This is a genomic window from Paraburkholderia sp. 32 (assembly GCF_050435345.1).
In the GTDB taxonomy this organism is placed as follows: domain Bacteria; phylum Pseudomonadota; class Gammaproteobacteria; order Burkholderiales; family Burkholderiaceae; genus Paraburkholderia; species Paraburkholderia tuberum.
On sequence record NZ_JBNDKD010000002.1, the window covers coordinates 207,323 to 228,996 of the forward strand.

Annotated in this window: 15 protein-coding genes and 1 pseudogene; 9 read left to right on the forward strand and 7 right to left on the reverse strand. The window is 59.5% G+C overall.

Annotated elements, in window-relative coordinates; translation table 11 throughout:
• Positions 1-7: 7 nt before the first annotated feature.
• Positions 8-676, forward strand: a complete 669-nt coding sequence (locus tag OKW26_RS16270; RefSeq protein WP_429354391.1) for a LuxR C-terminal-related transcriptional regulator — start codon at positions 8-10, stop codon at positions 674-676.
• A gap of 28 nt (positions 677-704) precedes the next feature.
• On the opposite strand, the gene OKW26_RS16275 is transcribed toward OKW26_RS16270, so the two are convergent.
• Both OKW26_RS16275 and OKW26_RS16280 read right to left on the reverse strand, forming a co-directional pair.
• The gene (locus OKW26_RS16275; RefSeq protein ID WP_429354392.1) at positions 705-875 is read right to left on the reverse strand and encodes a hypothetical protein; all 171 of its coding nucleotides are present in this window, start codon (positions 873-875) and stop codon (positions 705-707) included.
• 71 nt (positions 876-946) lie between these two features.
• Positions 947-1,819, reverse strand: coding sequence for a LysR family transcriptional regulator (locus OKW26_RS16280; protein WP_187613438.1), 873 nt, complete (start codon positions 1,817-1,819; stop codon positions 947-949).
• Between the two features lie 112 nt (positions 1,820-1,931).
• Here OKW26_RS16280 and OKW26_RS16285 point away from each other — a divergent pair, with 112 nt between their 5' ends.
• Positions 1,932-3,329: an MFS transporter gene (locus tag OKW26_RS16285; RefSeq protein ID WP_429354393.1), complete on the forward strand. Its 1,398-nt coding sequence runs from the start codon at positions 1,932-1,934 to the stop codon at positions 3,327-3,329.
• Positions 3,330-3,528: 199 nt separating this feature from the next.
• On the opposite strand, the gene OKW26_RS16290 is transcribed toward OKW26_RS16285, so the two are convergent.
• The 3 genes from OKW26_RS16290 to OKW26_RS16300 form a co-directional block, all read right to left on the reverse strand.
• Positions 3,529-4,206: a carbonic anhydrase gene (locus tag OKW26_RS16290; protein WP_429355231.1), complete on the reverse strand. Its 678-nt coding sequence runs from the start codon at positions 4,204-4,206 to the stop codon at positions 3,529-3,531.
• 10 nt (positions 4,207-4,216) lie between these two features.
• Complete coding sequence (locus tag OKW26_RS16295) at positions 4,217-5,539, reverse strand: DUF2254 domain-containing protein (protein ID WP_429354394.1); 1,323 nt, start codon at positions 5,537-5,539, stop codon at positions 4,217-4,219.
• Positions 5,540-5,709: 170 nt separating this feature from the next.
• Positions 5,710-8,475 (reverse strand): MGH1-like glycoside hydrolase domain-containing protein, encoded by a 2,766-nt coding sequence (locus OKW26_RS16300; protein WP_429354395.1) that lies wholly within the window; start codon positions 8,473-8,475, stop codon positions 5,710-5,712.
• Between the two features lie 206 nt (positions 8,476-8,681).
• Between OKW26_RS16300 and OKW26_RS16305 the strand changes: the two genes are divergently transcribed.
• A complete protein-coding gene (locus OKW26_RS16305) occupies positions 8,682-10,403 on the forward strand; it encodes a dihydroxy-acid dehydratase (RefSeq protein ID WP_429354396.1) in 1,722 nt (573 codons plus the stop codon).
• A 435-nt stretch (positions 10,404-10,838) separates the two neighbouring features.
• Here OKW26_RS16305 and OKW26_RS16310 read toward each other — a convergent pair whose 3' ends face one another.
• Entirely contained in the window at positions 10,839-11,516 is a 678-nt protein-coding gene (locus OKW26_RS16310; RefSeq protein ID WP_429354397.1) for a hypothetical protein, read from the reverse strand.
• A gap of 367 nt (positions 11,517-11,883) precedes the next feature.
• Here OKW26_RS16310 and OKW26_RS16315 point away from each other — a divergent pair, with 367 nt between their 5' ends.
• From OKW26_RS16315 to OKW26_RS16335, 5 genes and pseudogenes are all read left to right on the forward strand, one after another.
• Positions 11,884-13,044: an IS30 family transposase gene (locus OKW26_RS16315; RefSeq protein WP_429353579.1), complete on the forward strand. Its 1,161-nt coding sequence runs from the start codon at positions 11,884-11,886 to the stop codon at positions 13,042-13,044.
• Between the two features lie 338 nt (positions 13,045-13,382).
• Positions 13,383-14,900 (forward strand): hypothetical protein, encoded by a 1,518-nt coding sequence (locus OKW26_RS16320; protein ID WP_429354398.1) that lies wholly within the window; start codon positions 13,383-13,385, stop codon positions 14,898-14,900.
• 1,321 nt (positions 14,901-16,221) lie between these two features.
• Positions 16,222-17,476: pseudogene (locus OKW26_RS16325) on the forward strand (site-specific integrase).
• Positions 17,473-18,450 (forward strand): tyrosine-type recombinase/integrase, encoded by a 978-nt coding sequence (locus OKW26_RS16330; RefSeq protein WP_429353038.1) that lies wholly within the window; start codon positions 17,473-17,475, stop codon positions 18,448-18,450. Before OKW26_RS16325 ends, OKW26_RS16330 begins: the two are co-directional and overlap by 4 nt.
• Positions 18,443-19,456, forward strand: coding sequence for a tyrosine-type recombinase/integrase (locus OKW26_RS16335; RefSeq protein ID WP_429353037.1), 1,014 nt, complete (start codon positions 18,443-18,445; stop codon positions 19,454-19,456). The genes OKW26_RS16330 and OKW26_RS16335 overlap by 8 nt, the downstream gene beginning before the upstream one ends.
• Positions 19,457-19,656: 200 nt before the next feature.
• Here OKW26_RS16335 and OKW26_RS16340 read toward each other — a convergent pair whose 3' ends face one another.
• Positions 19,657-20,580 (reverse strand): LysR family transcriptional regulator, encoded by a 924-nt coding sequence (locus OKW26_RS16340; RefSeq protein ID WP_429354399.1) that lies wholly within the window; start codon positions 20,578-20,580, stop codon positions 19,657-19,659.
• A 115-nt stretch (positions 20,581-20,695) separates the two neighbouring features.
• Here OKW26_RS16340 and OKW26_RS16345 point away from each other — a divergent pair, with 115 nt between their 5' ends.
• A complete protein-coding gene (locus OKW26_RS16345) occupies positions 20,696-21,574 on the forward strand; it encodes an NmrA/HSCARG family protein (RefSeq protein WP_429354400.1) in 879 nt (292 codons plus the stop codon).
• Positions 21,575-21,674 lie beyond the last annotated feature (100 nt).

Consider the following 21,674-nt stretch of genomic DNA (forward strand, 5'->3'; position numbering starts at 1 on the left):
CGACCAAATGTCGGATGGACAGACGATACGGAGGGCGCCTTTACGGGTCGTCGTGATTGCGGCATCGTGGCAAGAGCGCGCAAGCCTGCAAGCGCTTGTCGAGGCGAACCCGGCACTTGAGTTCCTGGGTAGCGCGCCCGACGCCGAAAAGCTCGTCGATTGCCTCGCCGGATCGGTGCCGGATGTGGTCGTCGCCGACATCGCGCCGGAGGCGAGCGATGCGCTCAAGACGCTACTCGAACTCTCGCCCGGGTCATCGTCGCTCGTCCTGTTGAGCGACGACCCGGACAGCGACTGGATCTTCGATGCGTTGCCCGCCGATGCGGTGGCTATCCTGCCGCGCAACGCGATGCCAGCTGAAATCGTCGTGTCCATCGAAGCCGTCGCCGCAGGCCTTTGCGTGCTGACGCCCGACATCCTCGCAAGGCTGCTGGCCGAAACAAGACCGTCGCGCCAGAAGGGATCCGGCGAACCGTTCGAAGCCTTGACGTTACGAGAGATCGAAGTGCTGGCGATGCTCGCCGACGGACTCGGCAACAAGGAGATCGCGCGGCACCTCGACATCTCGGACAACACGGTGAAATTCCACCTCTCGTCAATCTTCGGCAAACTCGGTGCGACCAACCGCACCGAAGCGGTGATGCTCGGCATGCGGCACGGATTCATCATGGTGTAGTCAAGCTCGCGTTTCTCTACCCACGACACTAGACGACGTCCCCGCCGCTTTCCACGACGACCTCACTGTTATATCCGGGAAAGAATTCCTCGAGCACCGCGCTGCCGCGGGCAAGAAGCCCATGAGTGTGACGACCCTGCGGGACGCCTTTGCGCCAGGTGTCCGCTGCCGGAATCGCATCGCGTTCGAGCACGCTCACGGTGGCATGGGCTATCTGCCGTGCCAGCCGTACTATTTCGATCGTAGGCGGCGGCCCTTGGCATCCGCCGTCTAACCGCTTATCGTAAAGGCGGAATGTTCCGCCACGATTTTCAGCAGAAAGTCCATCACTGCCCGTACTTGCGGCGAACGCCGCAAATCCCGATGCACAGCCATCCAGATATCACGCGAAAACCGTTCGCCGTCGTATGCGACGCGTTGTAGATTCGCATCGGTATCTGCAAGGAAGCACGGGAGGCCAGCCACGCCGGCGCCTGCTCGGGTCGCTGCAAGGTGGCCCGTGATATCGCTGATTTCGCAAGCAATAGGTCGCCCTCTTGCAACGCTCATCAACCACTTCTGCTGTGGCATGTCCGCGAATCCGGCATCGTAGACGATGAACTCCCATGCAGATGGATTGTGCAGGTGCGGATAGTCCCTGCTCGCGTATAGGTCGAACGGCATACGCCCTAGCTTGCGTACGACGCTGGTCGCTTCCTCCGGACGAACCAGCCTTAAGGCGATATCCGCCTCCCTTCGGCTAAGGGAAACCTGTCGTGCCTGGCCAGAAACAGACAACTGGACGCCGGGATTTGCAAGCCGGAATTCCGCCAGATGCTTCACCAGAAAACTGGCCACTAGTACCGGCGGTGCGCTCAGCGTGACTTTGCCGCTAAGCGGGGATAGGCTGGCATCAAGGAACCGTTCAATCGCGTACGCGTTCTCTTCCATTCCCTGCGCGAGTTCGAACACGCGCTGCCCAGCGAGAGTGAGTTTGCAGGCCCTGGGGAGCCGTTCGACAAGGCGCGTCTTGACCTCGTCCTCGAGTGCGCTCAAGCGTCGGCTCACCGTCGCGTGATCAACCTTCAGATCGCGCGCGGCCCCTGACAACGTACCGATGCGGGCGACAGCCAGGAAATGACGAATATTTTCCCAATCGAACATCTGTGCAATTTCTCAAGGATAGTGTGCGGTTTTGGGGAATATTCGCACAAAGGCGACATGCCTACCATGAGACTCGTTCAGTCGATAAGGGTCATTCCAGATGAGCATGTCTATGAGCCGCGATCAACGCGGCACTCTCGCCGCCGCAGGGCTGGGCTTTGTCGTTGTTTTGCTTGATGTCAGCGTTGTCAATGTCGCTCTTGACGCCTTGCGAGCCCGTTTCACCACGGACGTGACCGGCCTGCAATGGGTTGTCAACGCGTACACGCTGGCATTCGCGTCGCTGCTTCTCACCACGGGCGCCTTAGGTGATCGCTTCGGCGCAAAGCGAATCTTCACTGCGGGATTTGCCGTCTTTACTGTGGCATCGATTGCATGTGGGATCGCGTACTCGTTGCCGATTCTTGTGGCTGCACGCGTCGTACAGGGCATGGGCGCCGCGCTGTTGGTGCCCAATTCGCTGGCTATGCTGCGCCAGGCGTTCCCTGATACGGAGCAAAGAAGCCGAGCGGTGGGCTGGTGGGGTGCTGCAGGCGGAATTGCACTTGCAGCAGGACCTGTGCTAGGTGGGCTGCTGGTGACTCACGTGGGCTGGCGCAGCATTTTTCTGATTAACCTGCCGATCGGAATTGCAGGCGTGAGCCTTACTCTCCGTCATGCGGCGACAGCCGCACGGGCGCATAGCCGAAGCATTGACCTTGCCGGCCAGGTGGCGACCATTCTGGCGCTCGTCGCTCTGACCGTGTGCCTCACGGAAGCGGCCCGGTTTGGATGGCATCATCCGTTGGTCTATGGTGCGCTACTGTTCTCAGTTGTTGCCACCTTGGCGTTTCTGTGGCTTGAGTCACGCCGTACGGAACCCATGCTCCCATTGGCTCTTTTTCGAACGACTACGTTCTCTGCGGCCTCGGCCGCCGGCGTCATCGTGAACTTTGCCTACTACGGTTTGATCTTTGTTTTTAGTCTCTTCTTTCAGATAGAGCAGCAGTTATCAGCTCAGTGGACCGGCCTCGCGTTTTTGCCCATGACCGTCGTTCTGATGGCAGTGAATATCCTGGCGGGTCGGCTGCTCAACCGCGTCGGCGCAAAGAAACTCATGATTGCCGGCATGCTGATTGCCGCGTCGGGTTATCTGCTGCTGTTGCCGGCTCGCATAGACGGCTCGTACTGGATGCTGGTCGTGCCAATGCTCATAGCCGCGAGCGGCATTGCCTTAATGGTGCCGACCATGACAAACGTCACGCTGTCATCCGTGGATGCTTCCCGCTCGGGTATCGCGTCAGGAGTGCTCAACTCGGCGAGGCAGATAGGCGGCATGCTCGGGGTGGCGGTGTTCGGGTTTTTCGTACGCGATACCCGTCCTAATGCATTTATGCAAGGTATGCATCTTTCCATCATGACCGCTGCGGTGCTCCTGCTGTGCGGCAGCGTGATGTGCCTGTACGGAATCAGAACGCCACGGCCCGTGCACATTGAGAACACTTCCAGGATTCTGGCCTCTGACAGATAAGACCCGATTCTTCAGGTGTGCAGTCGCGCGTTAACCGCAATGGCTCATGTATGCCTGTAAGCAGACACGCTGGATTTTGGCTGAATGCCCGTTGACGGCCGGAGCGAACATTGAAACAGAACTTGCCGTCTGCATCGCGACGCAGGGATTGCATTGGTCGCTAGCGACATGCCGGTCCCGTCGCGGGCTTCGCAACCCGTCATCTCGCCCGTGCGGCAAGGCGCGCAATCATCCGATCAGCCATTGTGCGATCGATGACTGCGAATGAGCGGCTGGTGCGCTCATAGGCGTACATGGCGCCCGTCGCGATGTCGAACCACCAGCCGCTCAATACGAGTGCCCCGGCAGTGACCTGCTGGCGGACGATCGGGTAGGTCATCAGGTGCTCGAGTTGCACGAGTACGTTGAGTTGCGACAATTGATCGTGCGCTTTCAAGCTGTCGTCGAGCGGACCTTCCTGTTCGAGGCGAAACGCTGCGTTGTTGGCGTGGCATAGCCATTTATCGAGGTTTGGCGATTTCAGCTTGACGTGCCTGGAGAACACGGCCTTCATCGCGCCGCACTCCGAATGTCCACACACGACAATATTCGCGACTTTCAACACCAGCACGGCATATTCGATCGCGCTTGCCTCGGAAAGATCTCCGGTAGAGACGCCCTCCGCAGTCGCCGGTGGTATCAGATTGCCCACGTTGCGCATCGTAAAGAGATCGCCGGGATGGGTCGATGCAAGCAGATCCGGCACGACCCGGCTGTCCGAGCACGTTATGAAAAGCGCATCAGGTGTCTGCGCGAGCGCGAGTTTGCTGAACTGCTGCGCGTATTGCGGCAGCATTTTCTCCCGGAATTCAACGATGCCCATGATGAGTTTTCGCATGGTTTGCCTCTCAAAGGACGGGTTGCCTTGCTGTCGAGCTTTCCGAGCCTCCAAGCCCTTGCGAGTCGGGGATACGGGCCAGCGCCAGGTCCTCCGGAAATGGATGCTTCGAGCCGATCGCACGGTCCAGCAGGGTCAGCTCGACACGCAAGGCGTCGTGACGATGCTCCGGCAAGCACTGAAGGAGATTCTCTATCGCCGCGCGCTGACGCCGCGCGATCTGAAGGCTGCCCGCGCCGTACTGACGTATCTCGCGGAAACTGATATGCACGAAATCTTCCCAGTTCGGCGTTCGATAGATAACGCGCACAAGTCCGGACTTATCCGTCATCTCTTCGGAGTACAAAGACCGTTTTCCGACGACACGCAATAGCCGCTGCAACTGATCGATGGCCAACACGGCCGTTGTTGGATCGTTGATCGCAGCCGACAACGCTTTCAGCGCAATATCAACAAGGATGCGAAACGCGAACATAGGATCCTGTTCCATCGTGCGTTCAGTCCCGAAAGCAACCAGTGTACGCAGCCGGTTTTCATCGATTGCGTCAGAGTCTCCGTACAAGTAAAACAAGGGTTCGTCCACCGCGACAAAGTCGCCGACTTGCGGCACGAATTCGATAACCGAGTTAGTGCGCCTCGCCTTGGCGACAAGTCTTTCGAGATTCACGGCCAGAACGATGCCGGATGTACCGCTATGGCGAACAATGCGGCCAGGGACGCCTCGCTCGTGGTCAAGTCTCGGCGGGGTGGTCCGGCCCGTCGCTGGGTCGGGATAGACGCTTTCGATGACCGCGATCCCATGCTCCCCAACCCGAGCCACGAGGCTTACTGGACGCAGGCATTTCGCCGCATAATCAATCAGGAAAAGGAATGCGACGACAGAAGCGAATCCGAATAGCGCTGCAATGAATACCTGAAGCTGGTGCACCTCGCTGTCACCCATCCAGCCCAGGGTTCTGTTGGCGAACAGAAGCGTGAATACGAACAATCCCGAGATGCTGCGGATCACGTTATCGCGCAGCAAGGTCGTCGCGATGATCCGCGGGGTATATTGACCGCCAGCGACCTGGATTGCGACGAGCAGCGAACCGAAGGTAAACACCAGAAACGCCAGGTCTGCGGAAACGATGTCGCCGACAAGTGACCGCGCTCCAGTCATGGACAGCGCAAAAAGGCCCGTTTTCGGATCGAGGATGTCGTGTCCGATCAGCCACCTTCCCAGCATTTCAGTGAGCGGCTTTACCACGGCATAGATCGCCACCGCGACGAGCGGTACCGTCCACAGGGAAGATCTGAGGTAACTCTTCAAGCTGTACCAGCGGTTCCAGTCCATGTTTGCGCTCTTCCTACGATTCATGCGGCAGCGGAGGCCGAAACGTTCGCGGTTCGCCTTTGACGATGCACGTGACCTTCAGGTCGGTCAATCAGACTTTGGTCCGATAGGTCGAGGACATAGCGTTTCGGGAATCGCGTCTCGACCGATTGCGGATTTTCGATGCCCGTCTATCGCGCCATCGCGGGCAGCGCGTCTTCGGCGACGGGCGCGCCTGCCGGCACCTTTTCGGCAGTGACATCGGCCGCCACGTGGGCCAGCTTCATCAGACGCGGCTGAAGCAGCAGCGCGACGAGACCGCTCCAGCCGGTCTGGTGCGAAGCGCCGACGCCACGTCCGCTGTCGCCGTGAAAGTACTCGTGGAACAGCACGAGATCAGACGAGCGCGGGTCGGCCTGCAACTGCGGATAAGCCGCCATCACGGGCCGCACGCCGTGCTCGTCCTTGAGAAAGAGGGTAGTGACACGCCGCGCGAGACCGTCGGCGATCTCGCTGAGCGAGCACCGGTTGCCCGATCCCGTTGGATATTCGATGCGGAATTCGTCGCCGTAGTAGCGATGGAATTCATACAGCGATTCGATCAGCAGATAGTTGACGGGCATCCACACAGGCCCGCGCCAGTTCGAATTGCCGCCGAATACGCGCGAATCCGATTCGGCCGGCTGATACGCGATGCAGACATGCGCGCCGCCATGATCGAACTCGTACGGTGTATCGCGATGCACGCGTGACAGCGCGCGCACGCCGTGATCGGACAGAAATTCGTCTTCGTCGAGCGCGCGGCGCAGCAGTGCCGTCATCCGGTATCCGCGCAGTAGCGAGAGCAGCGTGGTGTTGCCTTTGCCGGGTTCGGTCCAACGCGATACGAGTTTGGCCAGATTGGGCCGGTGATCGAGAAACCACGCGAGCCGTTCTCGCAGGCCGGGCAGGTGGCCGTATATGCGTTCTTCGAGCACATGCACGGCGAACAACGGAATCAGGCCGACGATCGAGCGAACGCGCATCGGCACACGGGTTCCGTCTGGAAGATGCAGTACGTCATAAAAGAATTCGTCGTGTCCGTCCCATAGCCCCGTTCTGCAACCTTCGCTGCAACCGACGGCTTCTGCGATATACAGGAAATGCTCGAAAAACTTCACCGCGATTTCGACGTACGCGTTGTTCGTCATCGCGAGCTCGAGTCCGATCTGCATCAGGTCGAGCGCATACGAGGCCATCCAGGCGGTGCCGTCCGCCTGGTCGATGCGGCCGCCCGTCGGCAGCGGGGAAGAGCGGTCGAAGATGCCGACGTTGTCTAGCCCGAGAAAGCCGCCCTGGAAGATGTTGCGGTCCTCTGCATCCTTGCGGTTGACCCACCACGAAAAGTTCAGCAGCAACTTGTGGAACATCACCTCGAGAAACTTGTGGTCACCGACGCCCGTGACTTCACGATCGAGTTCGTACACGCGCCACGTCGCCCATGCATGAACGGGCGGATTCGCGTCGCCGAATGCCCATTCGTAGGCGGGCAACTGCCCGTTCGGATGCATGTACCGTTCCTTCACGAGCAACAGCAACTGTTTCTTCGCGAAGTCGGGGTCCACCATCGCGAACGCGGCCGCATGAAACGCGAGATCCCAGGACGCGTACCACGGGTACTCCCACTTGTCCGGCATCGAAACGACGTCGCCGTTGCACATATGCCGCCAGTCGGCGTTGCGCCCGTGCCGGCGTCCTTTCGGCGGCTTCGGCTGACCGGGGTCGCCGTCGTGCCAGCGCGTCACGTCGAACTGGTAATACTGCTTCGTCCATAGCATGCCGGCGAGCGCCTGGCGTTGCACGAGCCGCGCGTCGGCGTCGCTGATGTCGTGCTGGAGCGCCGCGTAAAACTCATCGGCCTCCGCGATCCGGCGCGCGAACAGCGCTTCGAAGTCGAGCGGCACGTCGTCGCGCGTGATGCCCGGTAGTGCCGCCGGACGCCAGCGCAGATACAGCACCGCGCGCTCGTGCGGCGCGAGCGACAGGGCCACATGCGCGGCGGCGCGGGTGCCCGCGTCGCGGCGTATTGCGTGCTCCTCGCCATCGACGAGGTAATCGTTGAAGCCATCCTTGAACGGGCCTGCGCCGGCGATGCCGAAAAGGCGGCGGACGTTGGTTTCGTTTTCGCAGAACAGCCATTCGATCGGCTGCGGCGCCGAGGCCGTGACGATCATCGTGCCCAGCGCGGGATTGTGCGCGATCACGCGCGCGCCCTCGGCGGACGCCGGCTCGAGCGTGAGCGACGGCTTGCCGGGCTTGCCTGACCACGCCCAGCGGTTGCGCGCCCAGAAGAGCGGCAGCACATGGAGTGGCGCGTGCTGATCCGCGCGATTTTCGACGGTTACGCGCATCACGATGTCGTCGGGTGTGTGCTTCGCGTACTCGATCCAGACGTCGAAATAGCGATCGTTGTCGAACACGCCCGTATCGAGGATTTCGTATTCGGGCTGATCGGCGCCGCGCCGGCCGTTTTCCTCGATCAGGTCCTGATACGGGTACGCATCGTGGGGGTATTTGTACAGCATCTTCATGTACGAGTGCGTCGGCGTGCCATCGACGTAGAAGTAAAGCTCCTTCACGTCCTCGCCGTGATTGCCTTGCGCATTGGTCAAGCCAAACAGCCGCTCCTTCAGGATGGGGTCGCGCCCGTTCCAGAGCGCGAGCGACACGCACCAGTCGAGTGGGTCATTGCCGAATCCGGCAATGCCGTCCTCGCCCCAGCGGTACATGCGGCTGCGCGCATGCTCGTGGGGGAAATACTCCCATGCGGTTCCGTAGTCGCTGTAGTCTTCGCGAACGGTGCCCCACTGCCGGTCGCTCAGATAAGGCCCCCAGCGGCGCCAGCAGTCGAGGTCCTGGCCATGCAGACGGAACCCTTCCTTCGAATGGAGCAGATCGTTTGCGCGTAGCGATGACATGTGACCTCCCAAACCGGGATCGACCGTCGAACACGTTCAGTGCGTGAGTCCCCGCCCATCCCGTCACGCGTGCGGCGCCGGGCGGTATCTGGATGATAGGCGTCGTTTAGACTTATCGGAGGTCGGAGGCCGCCTCGCTCCTGGTTTCATCTGACGTTTTCTTTCGCTATATCCGCGCTGCATCGCCTGATCGTAAGGAACTGGACATGAATCAAAAACCGCGTGGCCTCGACAATGGCCTGACGAACTACGGTGATCCCGACTTCGCGCGCTATCTGCGCCGGTCGTTTGCCAAATCGATGGGCTACACCGGCGAATCGCTCGACAAGCCGATCGTCGGGATCTGCACCTCGGAGAGCGGTTTCAATAACTGCCATCGCCACTTTCCCGAAATGATCAAGGCGGTCGAACGCGGCGTGCTCGCGGCGGGCGCATTGCCGGTCGTATTTCCGGTGATGTCGCTTGGCGAGGTCTTCCTTTCGCCGACTTCGCTGGTCTATCGCAATCTGATGGCGATGGCCGTCGAGGAAATGATTCGTGCCCAGCCGATGGATGCGGTGGTGATGCTCGGCGGATGCGACAAAACCGTACCGGCGATGTTGATGGGCGCGATCTCCGCGGAGCGGCCCGCCGCAATGGTGGTGGCCGGTCCGATGATGACCGGGCGACATCGCGGCGAGCGGCTTGGCGCGTGCACGGACTGCCGGCGCTTCTGGTCGAATTTCCGCGCGGGGAAAGTCTCGGCGCAGGAGATCAGGCAAGTGGAGGGGCGTCTGGCCGTCACGGCGGGAACGTGTGCGGTCATGGGCACGGCGTCGACCATGGCGCTGATCGCGGAAACGCTGGGCATGATGCTGCCCGGTTCGGCGGCGATTCCGGCCGTGCACGCGGATCGTCTGCGCAATTGCGAAGAAACCGGAGCGCTGGTTGCGCGCATGGCCCTCAATGGCGGACCGAAACCGGCCGGGATCGTGACGCCCGCGTCGGTGCGCAATGCCTTGCGCGTGCTGCTCGCGGTCTCCGGTTCGACCAACGCCGTGATTCATCTGGCGGCGATTGCTGGTCGTATCGGACTGAAGATCGATTACGACGAGTTCAACCGGCTGTCTGATGAAACGCCCGTACTCGTGGATCTCAAGCCGGTAGGCAACGGTTACATGGAGGATTTCCATGCAGCCGGCGGGCTGGAGGGCGTTCTGCGCGGACTGATGCCCCAACTCGATCTGACTTGTCGCGATATCGCCGGGCAGAGTCTCGAGGAGCGTTTGAACAGGCCGCTTGCCGATCCGATCGATACGGCCGTGATCCGCTCGAAGGAGAAACCGGTCAGTCCCGATGGCGGGCTGATTGTTCTAAACGGGAGTCTGGCGCCCGGCGGTGCGGTTCTGAAGCGCGCCGCCGCTACTCCCGAACTGCTCGAACATGAAGGGCGTGCCGTGGTATTTACCTCGCTCGAAGATCTGGCCGCGCGCATCGACGACCCCAGTCTGGACGTTCGCGCGGACGACGTTCTCGTATTGCAGAACGCGGGGCCGCGCAGTGCTTCAGGCATGCCCGAGGCCGGCTATCTGCCGATCCCGCAGAAACTTGCGCGGGCGGGGGTGAAGGACATGGTGAGGATTTCAGATGCGCGCATGTCGGGCACGGCGTACGGGACCATCGTGCTTCACGTGACGCCAGAAGCGGCGCTCGGTGGCCCGCTGGCAGTGGTGCGCAACGGTGATCGGATCCGGCTCTCGGCGCGGGACAAGCGGATCGATCTACTGGTCGACGAGGTCGAACTGGCGCGTCGTGCCGCTGAGATTCGTCCGGCGGAAGGGATGTATGCGCGCGGTTACCAGCGGCTCTATCACGATCACGTGCTCTCTGCCGCGGCAGGGTGCGACTTTGATTTTCTCACCGCGTTTCCTTCCGAAGACCTTAAGTAGCGGGTGCTTTTTCAACTCCCTGACCGAAGTGCCCGCGCGACTCGATCTGTTCGGCGCCTGATCAAGCGCAATCGACGAAGAGTTCGTCCCTCGCCGGAGGTGTCGTCGAAGATTGCGGATTGCCTGGGCCACAGTGTTTCGAGGCGACCCAGCAGATCACCGTGGAAAAGAAGCGAAATGTAGGGGGTATCGGGTCCCGCTGGGTTGCGGACTACGAGCCGGTTCAACCGACCATCCGCCGCAGCCTGTTCGATGGCGGCGCCATCGTCGAGTGTCGACCCGTTGCCGACGTTCGTCCCTCGTTACTCCCGAAGTCTCCTCTTGGATTGCAGCCGACACTCGACGTCTCGCAGTCGTCGAATGATTTGTGGGCCGAAGCGGTCGATTGCGCATACCACAGCGGGCCACTTCTACGGTTTAAGGTGATCTCAAATTCTAAGTTGACGTCCTCAACAACTCGTCCCTCATTTGGATACGTATCATCGATTGCTTCGTGCTAAGCTCATCCAAGCGTGATCTATCCTCAGCGCCTTCCGCCATGAATTCAGACAAGTCGCGAAATATCTCAGCGATCTGCAAATTCAACTCTGACTCTGTATAAGATGCGTATTCGTTAAGTTTCCGCTGGAGCTCTACCAAAGATCTATGCGCCTTGGCACGGTATGAATCTCGCATTGTCTTACCAAAATCGGGCTGGATCTTATTCAATATATTGATGTACTCGCCATCCAACGCGTATAAATCCGAAAATATATTGGTGTAACCTACAGTAAAAGTTTCATTAAGTGATGATTGAGCGTCAGATAAACGTGCGATTTTACGGAAATCGTTATCCAGTTGGCGTCTTTTTTGATCCAATTCAAACGCATATTGCGATTTTAGGCGCTCAATTTCTACGGCCATGTCTTTCGCTAGGGCGATTTTCTTGTCTTCAAGAGCTAGCGCTAGATTATGATCAAGAGTCTTGAGTTCACTATCAACTTGGCGCTTAAAGCGCGCGTCGATCCATGCACCAATCCATCGCCGAAACCCGAACCCAAGTAGTGCACCGAGACTGATAAGTACCGTAATTACTCGGGAGAGAAAGTCGAGAACGACAATTAAGACATCCATAAGGATTCCCCTTTGTCATGACCAGAGGTTATCAGCTAGACGCACCGGCAGCACAAAGATTACCTGAAATATCGCGGCATCTTCCATCGTTGCGAACCCTCGAGCTCCGGATTCATCCAGTGACACAGCATGTGGGTTTGGGGCCGATTGGAAGACACCGGGAATTCGATCAGCTAACGGCTGATACAGGGGGGAGCCGTCGCTCGACTGACCACATGGCGGAGATGGCGAGTGGCGGCTTGTGGCCGAACCTTGCCGACCGTCACGTGATCGACTCGCGGCTTGCCGCGAGCGGCAGCACGCCACGGCGGATTCAACCGGTCGATGCAACACACTGAAGACTGCGCAAGCAGCAGGAGTGTTGCAAATGAAGCAGAGACGCCGGATTTATTACAGTGAGACGCAGAAAGCGCTGATGTGGGAACGTTGGCGCAACGGCGAATCTCTGCAGAAGATCGCCCAGCTCTTTGATCGTAACCACTCGTCGGTTCAGGGGATTCTGGCTGAGACAGGCGGGATCCAGCCGCCACAAAGGCACCGCTCGGGATTGGCGTTGACGCTGGAGGAGCGCGAAGAGATCTCGCGAGGGCTTGTGGCTGACGATTCGATCCAGTCAATTGCAAAACGACTTTCGCGAGCGCCTTCCACCATCTGTCGTGAGATCAAACGTAACAGCGGACCAGACGGTTATCGGGCGACCTACGCCGATCAGCTTGCATGGGATCGGGCACAGCGTCCCAAAGCCTGTAAACTGGTTGAGCACCGGATGCTGGCGCAGATGGTTGCAGGCAAGCTCCAGTTACAGTGGTCACCGCAGCAGATTGCCGGATGGCTCAGGCGGGCGTATCCAGATGACGAGGACCACCACGTGTCTCACGAGACGATCTATCGCAGTCTCTTCATCCAGGCCCGTGGTGCCCTGAAGAAGGAGTTGCTGGTGCATTTACGGCGTACCCGTGCCATGCGCCGGTCGCGCCACCACACACAGAAGACGGACGATCACGGCAGGATTCGGGACACCGTATCAATCAGCGAACGCCCCGCGAGTGTTAAAGACCGCGCGGTACCCGGGCATTGGGAAGGTGATCTGCTGTGCGGCAGCGGAAGCAGCCAGATAGCAACGCTTGTCGAGCGTCAGACACGCTATGTCATGCTGGTCAGGATCCCCTGCAAGGATAGCGAAACGGTCATCAATGCACTCATCAAACATGCCAGCAAGTTGCCCCAGGAACTCTATAGATCGCTGACATGGGATCGGGGAACAGAGATGGCCGGGCACAAACGCTTCACCGTCGCCACTGATATCCAGGTCTACTTCTGCGACCCCCAGCATCCATGGCAACGTGGATCGAACGAAAATACAAACGGGCTGTTAAGGCAGTACTTCCCGAAAGGCACCGACCTGTCAGCGTATTCGCAGGCTAAACTCAATGCCGTGGCAAGACGATTGAACGAGCGTCCGAGAAAGACACTGGGCTACGAAACGCCTGCCGAACGGTTCCAGCAAACTATTGCATCGACCGGTTGAATCCGCCACCCAAACCGGCCAGTCGACACCGCCGCACCGTAACGGCGGCTTCCAAGGCATCGCTGCCATTCGCGCCGGTGCCCCCAACGGACGCCCACCCAGAGCGATAGTTCGCCACATCAGGCATGGTACCGCATCAATTTTGTGCCTATATTTTGCGTGTAGATCCATCTGATCACCAAGCTCGATATTGACCTTGGTTTGCACTCGGCGCGGACAGGGTCTTGGCCGAGTGGGAGAGAACTGTGCGAATAAATCTTCTGATGTTCTTGTTCGGACTTCTAGAAGCGGTCGCTACGAGCACGGTGCAGGCACAGTACTTTCGACGTGACGTTGTGATGGCATATGTCCCCGGAGCCGAGCTTGGGATGGCTTGGGACTTGCTTGAACAGCGCCCCATAGGCAACTTTTGTCTGGAACCCGGTCCCGCCCCAAAGCCTGTCGTAGCTGGAACAGGCTTTGTGGATTATGAGAGCCTAACTGGCACTGATCAATTTGACCAGGACATGAGTCTTGACGTGAAAGGTCAAGCCGTCTATGGCGCCGGCTCTTACCAAGCTCGTTTAACAATGGCCCGATTTTTGTCTATTACACAGGACGAGCTTTCCGTTCGCGCGCGAATTGTGATTCCCATGCGTCAAACCACACTGACTCCCGCGCAAAACCCGATTGGGTATCGCCTGACCCCGCATGCTTCCGGCCTCGCGAATGACCCTTTAGCTTTTCGTCGCGAATGCGGCGACGGCTTCGTATACCTGATCCAGGATGGGGGTGTGCTGGAAGGCATGCTACGGTTTCATAACCTAAAGCGAACCGAGCGCGACCAACTTAGAGGCTCCGTGAAAGGCGAATTTCCCCTGGCATCCGGCTCTGCGGACATCTCTACGAGCTTGAATCATTACTACAGCGAACAACGACTGACCATTCACCTACAGTCGCAAGGCCCACTGCGAACATTAAGATCATTATCGCCGTCTGGCTTTCAAAAGGCGCTGGATGATTATGCTACCAGCGTAACCAACGAAAATGCGGCTCGGTATAGCATGATTGTAAAGGGATATAGTGGATTTGTAACAGGTTCGCCGCAGGCATCTGGAGGAATCATTGATGAGGCGAGTCGAATTAATTTCGAAATTACACGACAACATGACCTATCGGCGATTATTTCTGATATTTTGGAAAAGCAATCTTCCTACATTCTTTCAGGCGCTCACAAACGACGCACCAGTTGGAAGGATTCTAATGTCGGGGGTGGAATACCTATTGACATCAACCAAGAGGCGCTAAAGGCGATGCAAAGGGATATTGATGAGAAATACGTCCCAGAGCTTGAAAGGGCTCGTGACGCTTGCCGAACAAGCGAAGGCCGCAGTTGTTTATACCCGCCTGATGTACCTGTGGATTACGCTCTCCGCACAAGACTTCCCGTGCGCTATCGGAGCTTTCCGGATGATTTAACCCAAAGCGCTTACGCCAGTGCGATTAATATTGAATACGAGAATATGGAGGCTGAGTTTCCGACGGGGCATATCGACTTTTGTGCACGAAAGGACGCCATGTGGCGTACGCGCGAAGCTCGGTATTATGACAACGTTCCCACTTGGCGCCAGTCCTTAGCGAAGGAGCGATATGACACTTGGATTGCCGAAGCGGCTGATCAACGTCGAAATCTAGGGATGAGCGTCCCTTCTTTCACTGAGCTTTCGAAATATCAGGACGTCATTCTCGATCGGCTTGCTTCGAGCCAGATAGCGCCTTTCCACACAAAAACATGCAAAGAAGACGGTATTGTGCGAGCGTGCAGCGGTATGTACGGTCCTTGCGCCTACGTGCAGAGTACCAGCACTTCGCAATGAAATTTGCGGTCAGGAATATTGAATCATCAACTTAGCTTAATCGGTGGAGCATCCGCAACTGGGCAACCGAGGCTGTCAATAGACTTGGTAAGCAGTGAAGGAGTTCGAACTGCCAGTTAAGTGCGCTCAGTTATTCAAACAGTTGCCAATGTAGCTCGCGCTCGGGCATTCGTCCGACTTCAGGCAACACAAATGAGAGCCATCGGGCGCGGTGCTGATGATTGCTGTCGTCGTCCCATTGCAGTGAGTGTATGTGAAACTGCCATCGCCATTCGCGGTACACGTAGATGATCGCGTGACCCAGTGGTCAGAGACGAGTTTCGAGCAGACATTCGGCCGGTTATCGAATCCTTGGTCTCCACACTTTGGTGGCTCCGGCTGGTCCTGCGCATTTGTCGACAACGAGAACATCGAGAACGCCACGATCGCATGAATGCCGACGGCGTAAGCCGCGCGATGCGTGATTCTACCTGCAACGCGAACAGCATAATTCCTCACTAACGTTGTCCTCACGACCACGTGGCGTCCCATGCAAACTTCGCGCGAAAAATCATCATGGGATAGGCAACAAACTTGCGCCGATCGAGCCGCCGAAGCCGCCCGATCCGAACAAGCCAACCACCGAATTCGACTACGCATTCTGCGCATGCATCAGCAACGACCTATTTGCGTAGGCCAGCGGATATTCACTATCGCGTCGTTGACATTTTCTATGAAGGCGGTAGGGCCCTTCAAAGGCACCGGTATTAAACCGGGACTTTTGCTGTAGCTAGCGCCGGCCGTGTGATTGTCATAGCATTGTTCAATCGAAATAATATTAAGTCGCGGCGGTAATGCAACCGTTTAAAACGGGAGCCACCGTCGATGACGGCGCCATGCTTGGACTAGCGTATCAGCGAACGACCGGTCATTCGCGATACGTGCTTGGACCGAGATTCTCGCGTTGCACTTCGGGCGGGTCTCGGAGTGAAGCTGCCGTTCGAGTGACCGCCGTCGGTGTTCGACGAACGGCGGGAATTGGCCGACTGCTGCCTGCTGGCGTTCAAGGCTGGATTGCGTCGCCGCCGAGGATCTGCATCAGAGTCTTCGCGTTACGCTGCCCCTGGTCCTCGTAATTTTTGTTCTCTACACCGACAACCGTTACCGGCGACAACGGCGGACCGTGAACGACCCCTATGTATAGATCTCAACTATGTATAGTTTGCTGGCTTCGAATTCGCGTAATGTAGGCGCAGCGCGGCTGGTGGCAGGCCGGTCAGCGATCTTCTAGACATAGTTTTGGTATCGGAGTCCAGTGGTGGTTCCACTTCAGGAGACCGTCATGGGAAACGTCCGACTGCCTCAACACAGCTTCACCAACTGGCTCGACGTGGGGCCCTTGGCGCCTCATGTCGATGCGTTCGTGCAATATCTGGCGGACCGTGGTTACGCCAAGAACAGTTTTGCCACTTACGTGCGCAGCATCGATCATTTTGCGCAATGGATTCATCGCCGTCGTGTGGATGTTTGTCGCATCGACGAATCAGTGCTCGCCGAGTTTCTGAACGAGCACCTTCCGTCCTGCCGTTGCGACGGTGTCGTTCAACGCCATCGACCCAGTCTGAGCGCTGCACCAGGGCATCTGCTGGTAGTGCTACGCGCTCGAGGAGTGATCACCCCACCGGTCGTGAGCAAAGCGCCGGTAAGCGAAGAACTACGCCAGTACGACGAGTACATGGATCATGTTCGTGGCCTCGCTCCGAAGACCCGGGAGTCGGCACTACGCATCGTAGGTCGGTTCCTGACCTCGCGGTTCGGCGACTACGTCATCGACATCCCGATGGTCAGGCCTGAGCACGTGCGCCGCTTCTTCGCCCAAGAGGCAAAGCTCTACAGCAAGCCGGCGAGTGCCGGCGCAGTGGTGGCCGCGCTGCGCGGCTACTTCCGCTACCGCGCGTCACTCGGCGATCTTGTACATGGGCTCATCGGCGCGCTCTCGTATCCTGCCAACTGGCAATTGGCTTCGCTGCCCAAGACCCTGACGACCGAAGAAGTCGAGCGGCTGATCGGGTCTCTCGGCCAAGCCGGCCGCTGCCCGATGCGGCGTACCGCCATCGTACGATGTGCCCTTGATCTTGGGCTTCGCAGCGGTGAAGTTGCGCGGCTCGGCCTTGATGACATCGACTGGCGCGCCGGTACGATCACACTCCGGCACACCAAGGGGCGTCGGGAAGACGTACTGCCGCTGCCATCGACCACCGGCGCAGCGATTGCCGCGTACCTGAAGGATGAACGTCCCAAAGACCCGCAATCGCGCTGTCTTCGTACGTCACGTCGCCCCACGCGGCGAGCCCGCAGGCCCCGATCTCGTGCGCAAGACGATTCGCCAGGCCTACGCTCGCGCTGGGCTGCCATACACAGGCTCACACCTGCTTCGCCACACCATGGCAAACCGACTGCTGGCAAGCGGCTCCTCCCTCAAGGAGGTGGCCGACGTGCTGCGCCATCGGTCCCTGAACACGACACTAACCTACGCCAAGCTCGACAGCCGTAAATTGGTCGAGGTGGCGCTGCCGTGGCCGGGGAGCCCATCATGAGCGCCGTCCTCTCTCTGCACGCGTACGTTGAGCGCTACCTTACTGAGCGCCGCGGCCTCGGGTTTGGTCTACGCAGCCCGGCTTATGCCTTACGCAGCTTCGCACGGCACGTTCAGTCCATCGGTCACCGCGGACCGTTGACTGTGGAGGTCATGGCCGATTGGGCGCGACGCGACAGCCACGGCAGCAGCGACCCGCACACGTGGGCGAGACGACTCAAACAGTTGCGCCCGTTCATGCGCTGGCTGCAACAGTTCGAGCCGCGTACCGAGGTTCCCGACGATGCGATCTTCGGTCGCCTGCCGGAGCGACAGGCACCGCATATCTATAGCGAGAGCGAGATCGTTGATCTGCTGGCTGCCGCTCGACAGCTTGGGCCGGCCCCGGGCTTGCGCGGAATCATCTTCGAGACACTGTTCGGACTGGTCGCCAGCACGGGGCTGCGAATCTCAGAAGCGCTGGCGCTGCGCATCGAGGATGTCGACCTCACGCGCGGCATGCTCACCATCCACCAGACCAAGTTCGGCAAGTCGCGTCAGGTACCTATGCACCCCACCACGATCGAAACCCTGCGTCGCTATCGGTTGACGCGTGAGCTGTCTGGCGAGTCCGTGCAGGAGGACGCACCGTTCTTCGTCGGCACGCGCGGTCAACGCCGGGGACTGCCGCTGGGCGAGCGCCAGGTACATCGCGTCTTCAAAGGGCTACGCGAGAACCTGAACTGGCGCAACCGCGGGACCCATCACGCCCCGCGTATCCACGATCTGCGTCACACCTTCGTCGTGCACCGCATCATGCGATGGCACACGCAGGGTGTTGATATCGATCAGGCGATGCTGTCGCTGTCGACCTACGTCGGGCACGCCATGGTGACCAACACGTATTGGTACCTCTCGGCGGTTCCGGAGTTGATGGGTTTGGCTGCAGAGCGATTCGAGTCGTTCATGCCCCAGGTGGAGGTGCCCGATGCGTAATGCCGTCGCACCCAAGCCGCCTTCATTCGCTTCGCTCGTGCAGCAGTTCTTTACCGAATACCTGGTCACACAGCGCGCGCTCAGCTCGCGCACGGTAGCGTGTTACCGCGACGCCCTGGTGCTGTTTCTGGACTTCGCCGGGCGCAAGCTGGGCAAGGAGCCGACCGCGATGCAACTCGTGGACATCCAGCCCGATCTGATCCTGGCATTCCTGGATCATCTGGAGCGCGAGCGGAACAACTCGGTTCGCAGCCGCAATCTGCGGCTGACCGGGCTGCGCGCATTCCTGAAGTTTGCCGGCCGACGCGATGTCGCCTCGCTACATGTTGTAGAGCGAGCCTTGGCGGTGCCGATGAAGCGCTTCGAACGCCCGATGCTGGGTTTCCTCACTCGCGAAGAGATGGCGGCAGTCCTGGGGCAACCCGGACCGACCTGGTCCTCGCAGCGCGACCATCTACTCATGGCGATGCTCTACAACACCGGCGCTCGTGTGTCCGAGATTATCGGCGTGCGCGTGAGCGATGTCGTACTCGACGGAGCGGCTTGCGTGCACCTGCAGGGCAAGGGTCGCAAACAACGATCGGTACCGCTGTGGAAGACGACTGTGCAGGAAATCCGCGCATGGCTGCGCCTCAACCCACAACTGCGAACTGAAGCAGCCTTGCTTCCTAATCGCGACGGGCGCGCGATGACTCGCTGTAATGTTGGGCAACGCTTGGATCTTGCCGTCGCCCGCGCCGCGACCAGCCTGCTGAGCCTTGCCAACAAGCAGGTTTCACCGCATACGTTGCGTCACACCACGGCGATGCACCTGCTGCAATCGGGCGTGCCCTTCAACGTGATCGCACTCTGGCTCGGACATGAGAGCACCAATACCACTCACCGCTACGTTGAGGCAGACCTCGCCATCAAGGAGAAGGCACTCGCTCGGCTGGAAGCTCCCGCGACCAAGATGCGGCGATTTCGTGCGCCGGATTCGCTCATCCGCTTCTTACAGACGCTATAACTATGTAAAGATCCGTCGGCCCCTCAAGCCCTGCGGAACAGGGGCCGATGCCCGCCTTCGAGCCAACCTATACATAGTTGAGATCTATACATAGGGGTCGCTATGTAAAGCTTTGCATAGCGACCCGTTAGAGACACTCAATGTCGCCGAAAGCAGCCGCTCGACGGCTCGACCACGTCGCCGCGCTACCACAAAGAAAGCTAGCGGCGCGGAGAATCATTGGAGCTGCTAGCGCCACCCCATTTGCGCTCCCGACCCGGCAACTCCTGCAGCATAGTCATGAACGCTCGCACCTTCGCGCTCAGAAGCCGGCGCGAATTGTAAAGGGCCCAGATTTCCACGGGCGAGCCCGCCTTTCCCCAACAGGCGAGTCTTCCTGTCGACACATCATGCTCAACCAGCAATCTGGGCAAGAGCGCCGCGCCTACGCCCTCGAGCACCGCGTCACGCACCATCAGCAACGAGGACAGCCGCAACACGGGCATCGGCCTGATCGCTATCGCACCACCGTCTTCCGTTCGCATGTGCCATAACGCGCCTGATGGTGCCGCGGCCGACACAACGGCCGGCACCTCCAACCCGGTTGCATCGGGTGCCGGTCTCGAAGGTATCGACATGCCCGGCGCCGCGACCACGAGGCGCTCGTCACCGAGGATGCGCCGTCCCATGAGCTGCTCGCCATGCGCCGGGTCGATACGGATAACGAGGTCGTAGCCGTCCTCCACCGGATCCACGATGCGGTCTTCTGCAATGACCTCAAGTTCGACCTGCGGATAGGCGAGCGCAAAGCGCGCAGCGATCCGGCACAGCACGACATGCGCGAAAACGACAGGCGCGCTGATGCGCAGCCGCCCGCGCGCCACCGGGGCGCGTGAGGCGAGCGCTTCACCCGCCTCCTGAATCTCAGCCATGAGCCCCCGCGTGCGTTCATGGAGTGCAACGCCCTCTTCTGTCAGACGCAGCCTGCGTGAGCCTCGCTCGATCAGCCTGACGCCGAGGCTTTCCTCGAGTTCGGCCACGCGCCGCGAGAGGGTGGCCTTGGGGCGGTCGAGCGCCCGGCTGGCGGGCCCAAAGCCACCGTGCAGTGCAACTGCATTGAAATCGCCGAGCGACGTCAAATCCATGATCGTTCCGTTTACGAGACGAAGTGTATGAATTCTGGCACTTTCGACTATTGAGCGAAACGACTATTGTTTGTCTCACGGGCGGACCCAGCCCATCCACTTCAAGGAGATACCTATGGCAGTCCTCGTTACAGGCAGCACGGGCGTGATCGGTAAGCAGGTTATCGAGCATCTGAGCGGCAGCGGTGCCGAGGTACGCGCGCTGACCCGCACACCGGAGAAAGCGCGATTTTCTGGTGGCGTCACCGCAGTGAAGGGCGACCTGTCCGACGTCGACGCGGTGCGGCAGGCGATGATCGGCGTCAGCACGTTGTTCCTGCTTGCGCCCAACGTCGCGGACGAGCTGACTCAGGCGGTACAGACCCTGAGCGTCGCACGGGAAGCGGGTGTGAAAGGCGTGGTTTATCTGTCGGTGTTCAAGGGCGCCGAATACGTCGACGTGCCGCACTTCACCGCCAAACATACGGTCGAGCGCATGATCGAACACCTCGACCTGCCGGTGACGGTGCTGCGCCCCGCGTATTTCATCCAGAACGACGTCCGGCAGAAAGACCCGCTGCTTTCGCACGGCGTCTACGGCATGCCAATTGGCGCGAAAGGCATTTCCATGGTCGACGTCCGTGATATCGGCGAGGCTGCCGCGCGCGAACTGCTGCGCCGCGAGCGTGGCTCAAACCCGCTGCCGCGCGAGACGTACGAACTCGTCGGTCCTGACGTGATCAATGCGCAGACCGTGGTTTCGATCTGGGCCGAGGCGCTGGGACGTCCCGTCCGCTACGGTGGCGACGATCTCAACGTCCTTGAGCAGCGCCTCAAGTCGGTTGCTCCTGCCTGGCTCGCATACGACATGCGACTCATGATGGGCCGGTATCAGCAGGACGGCGCGGTCGCGTCCAGCGCGGACGTCGAGCGTCTGGCGACGCTGCTGGGACGGCAACCGAGATCCTATCGGGACTTTGCCGTCGCCATGGCTGCGGCGTGGGCTAAGGACTGACCTGCCAGGATACGCGATCGCGACTTTCAGAGGCTGGCACGCGCGACGGGGGGCTTGACGGGGCCGACCCCTGCTCTCGGGTGTATTCCGCTGCTTATGA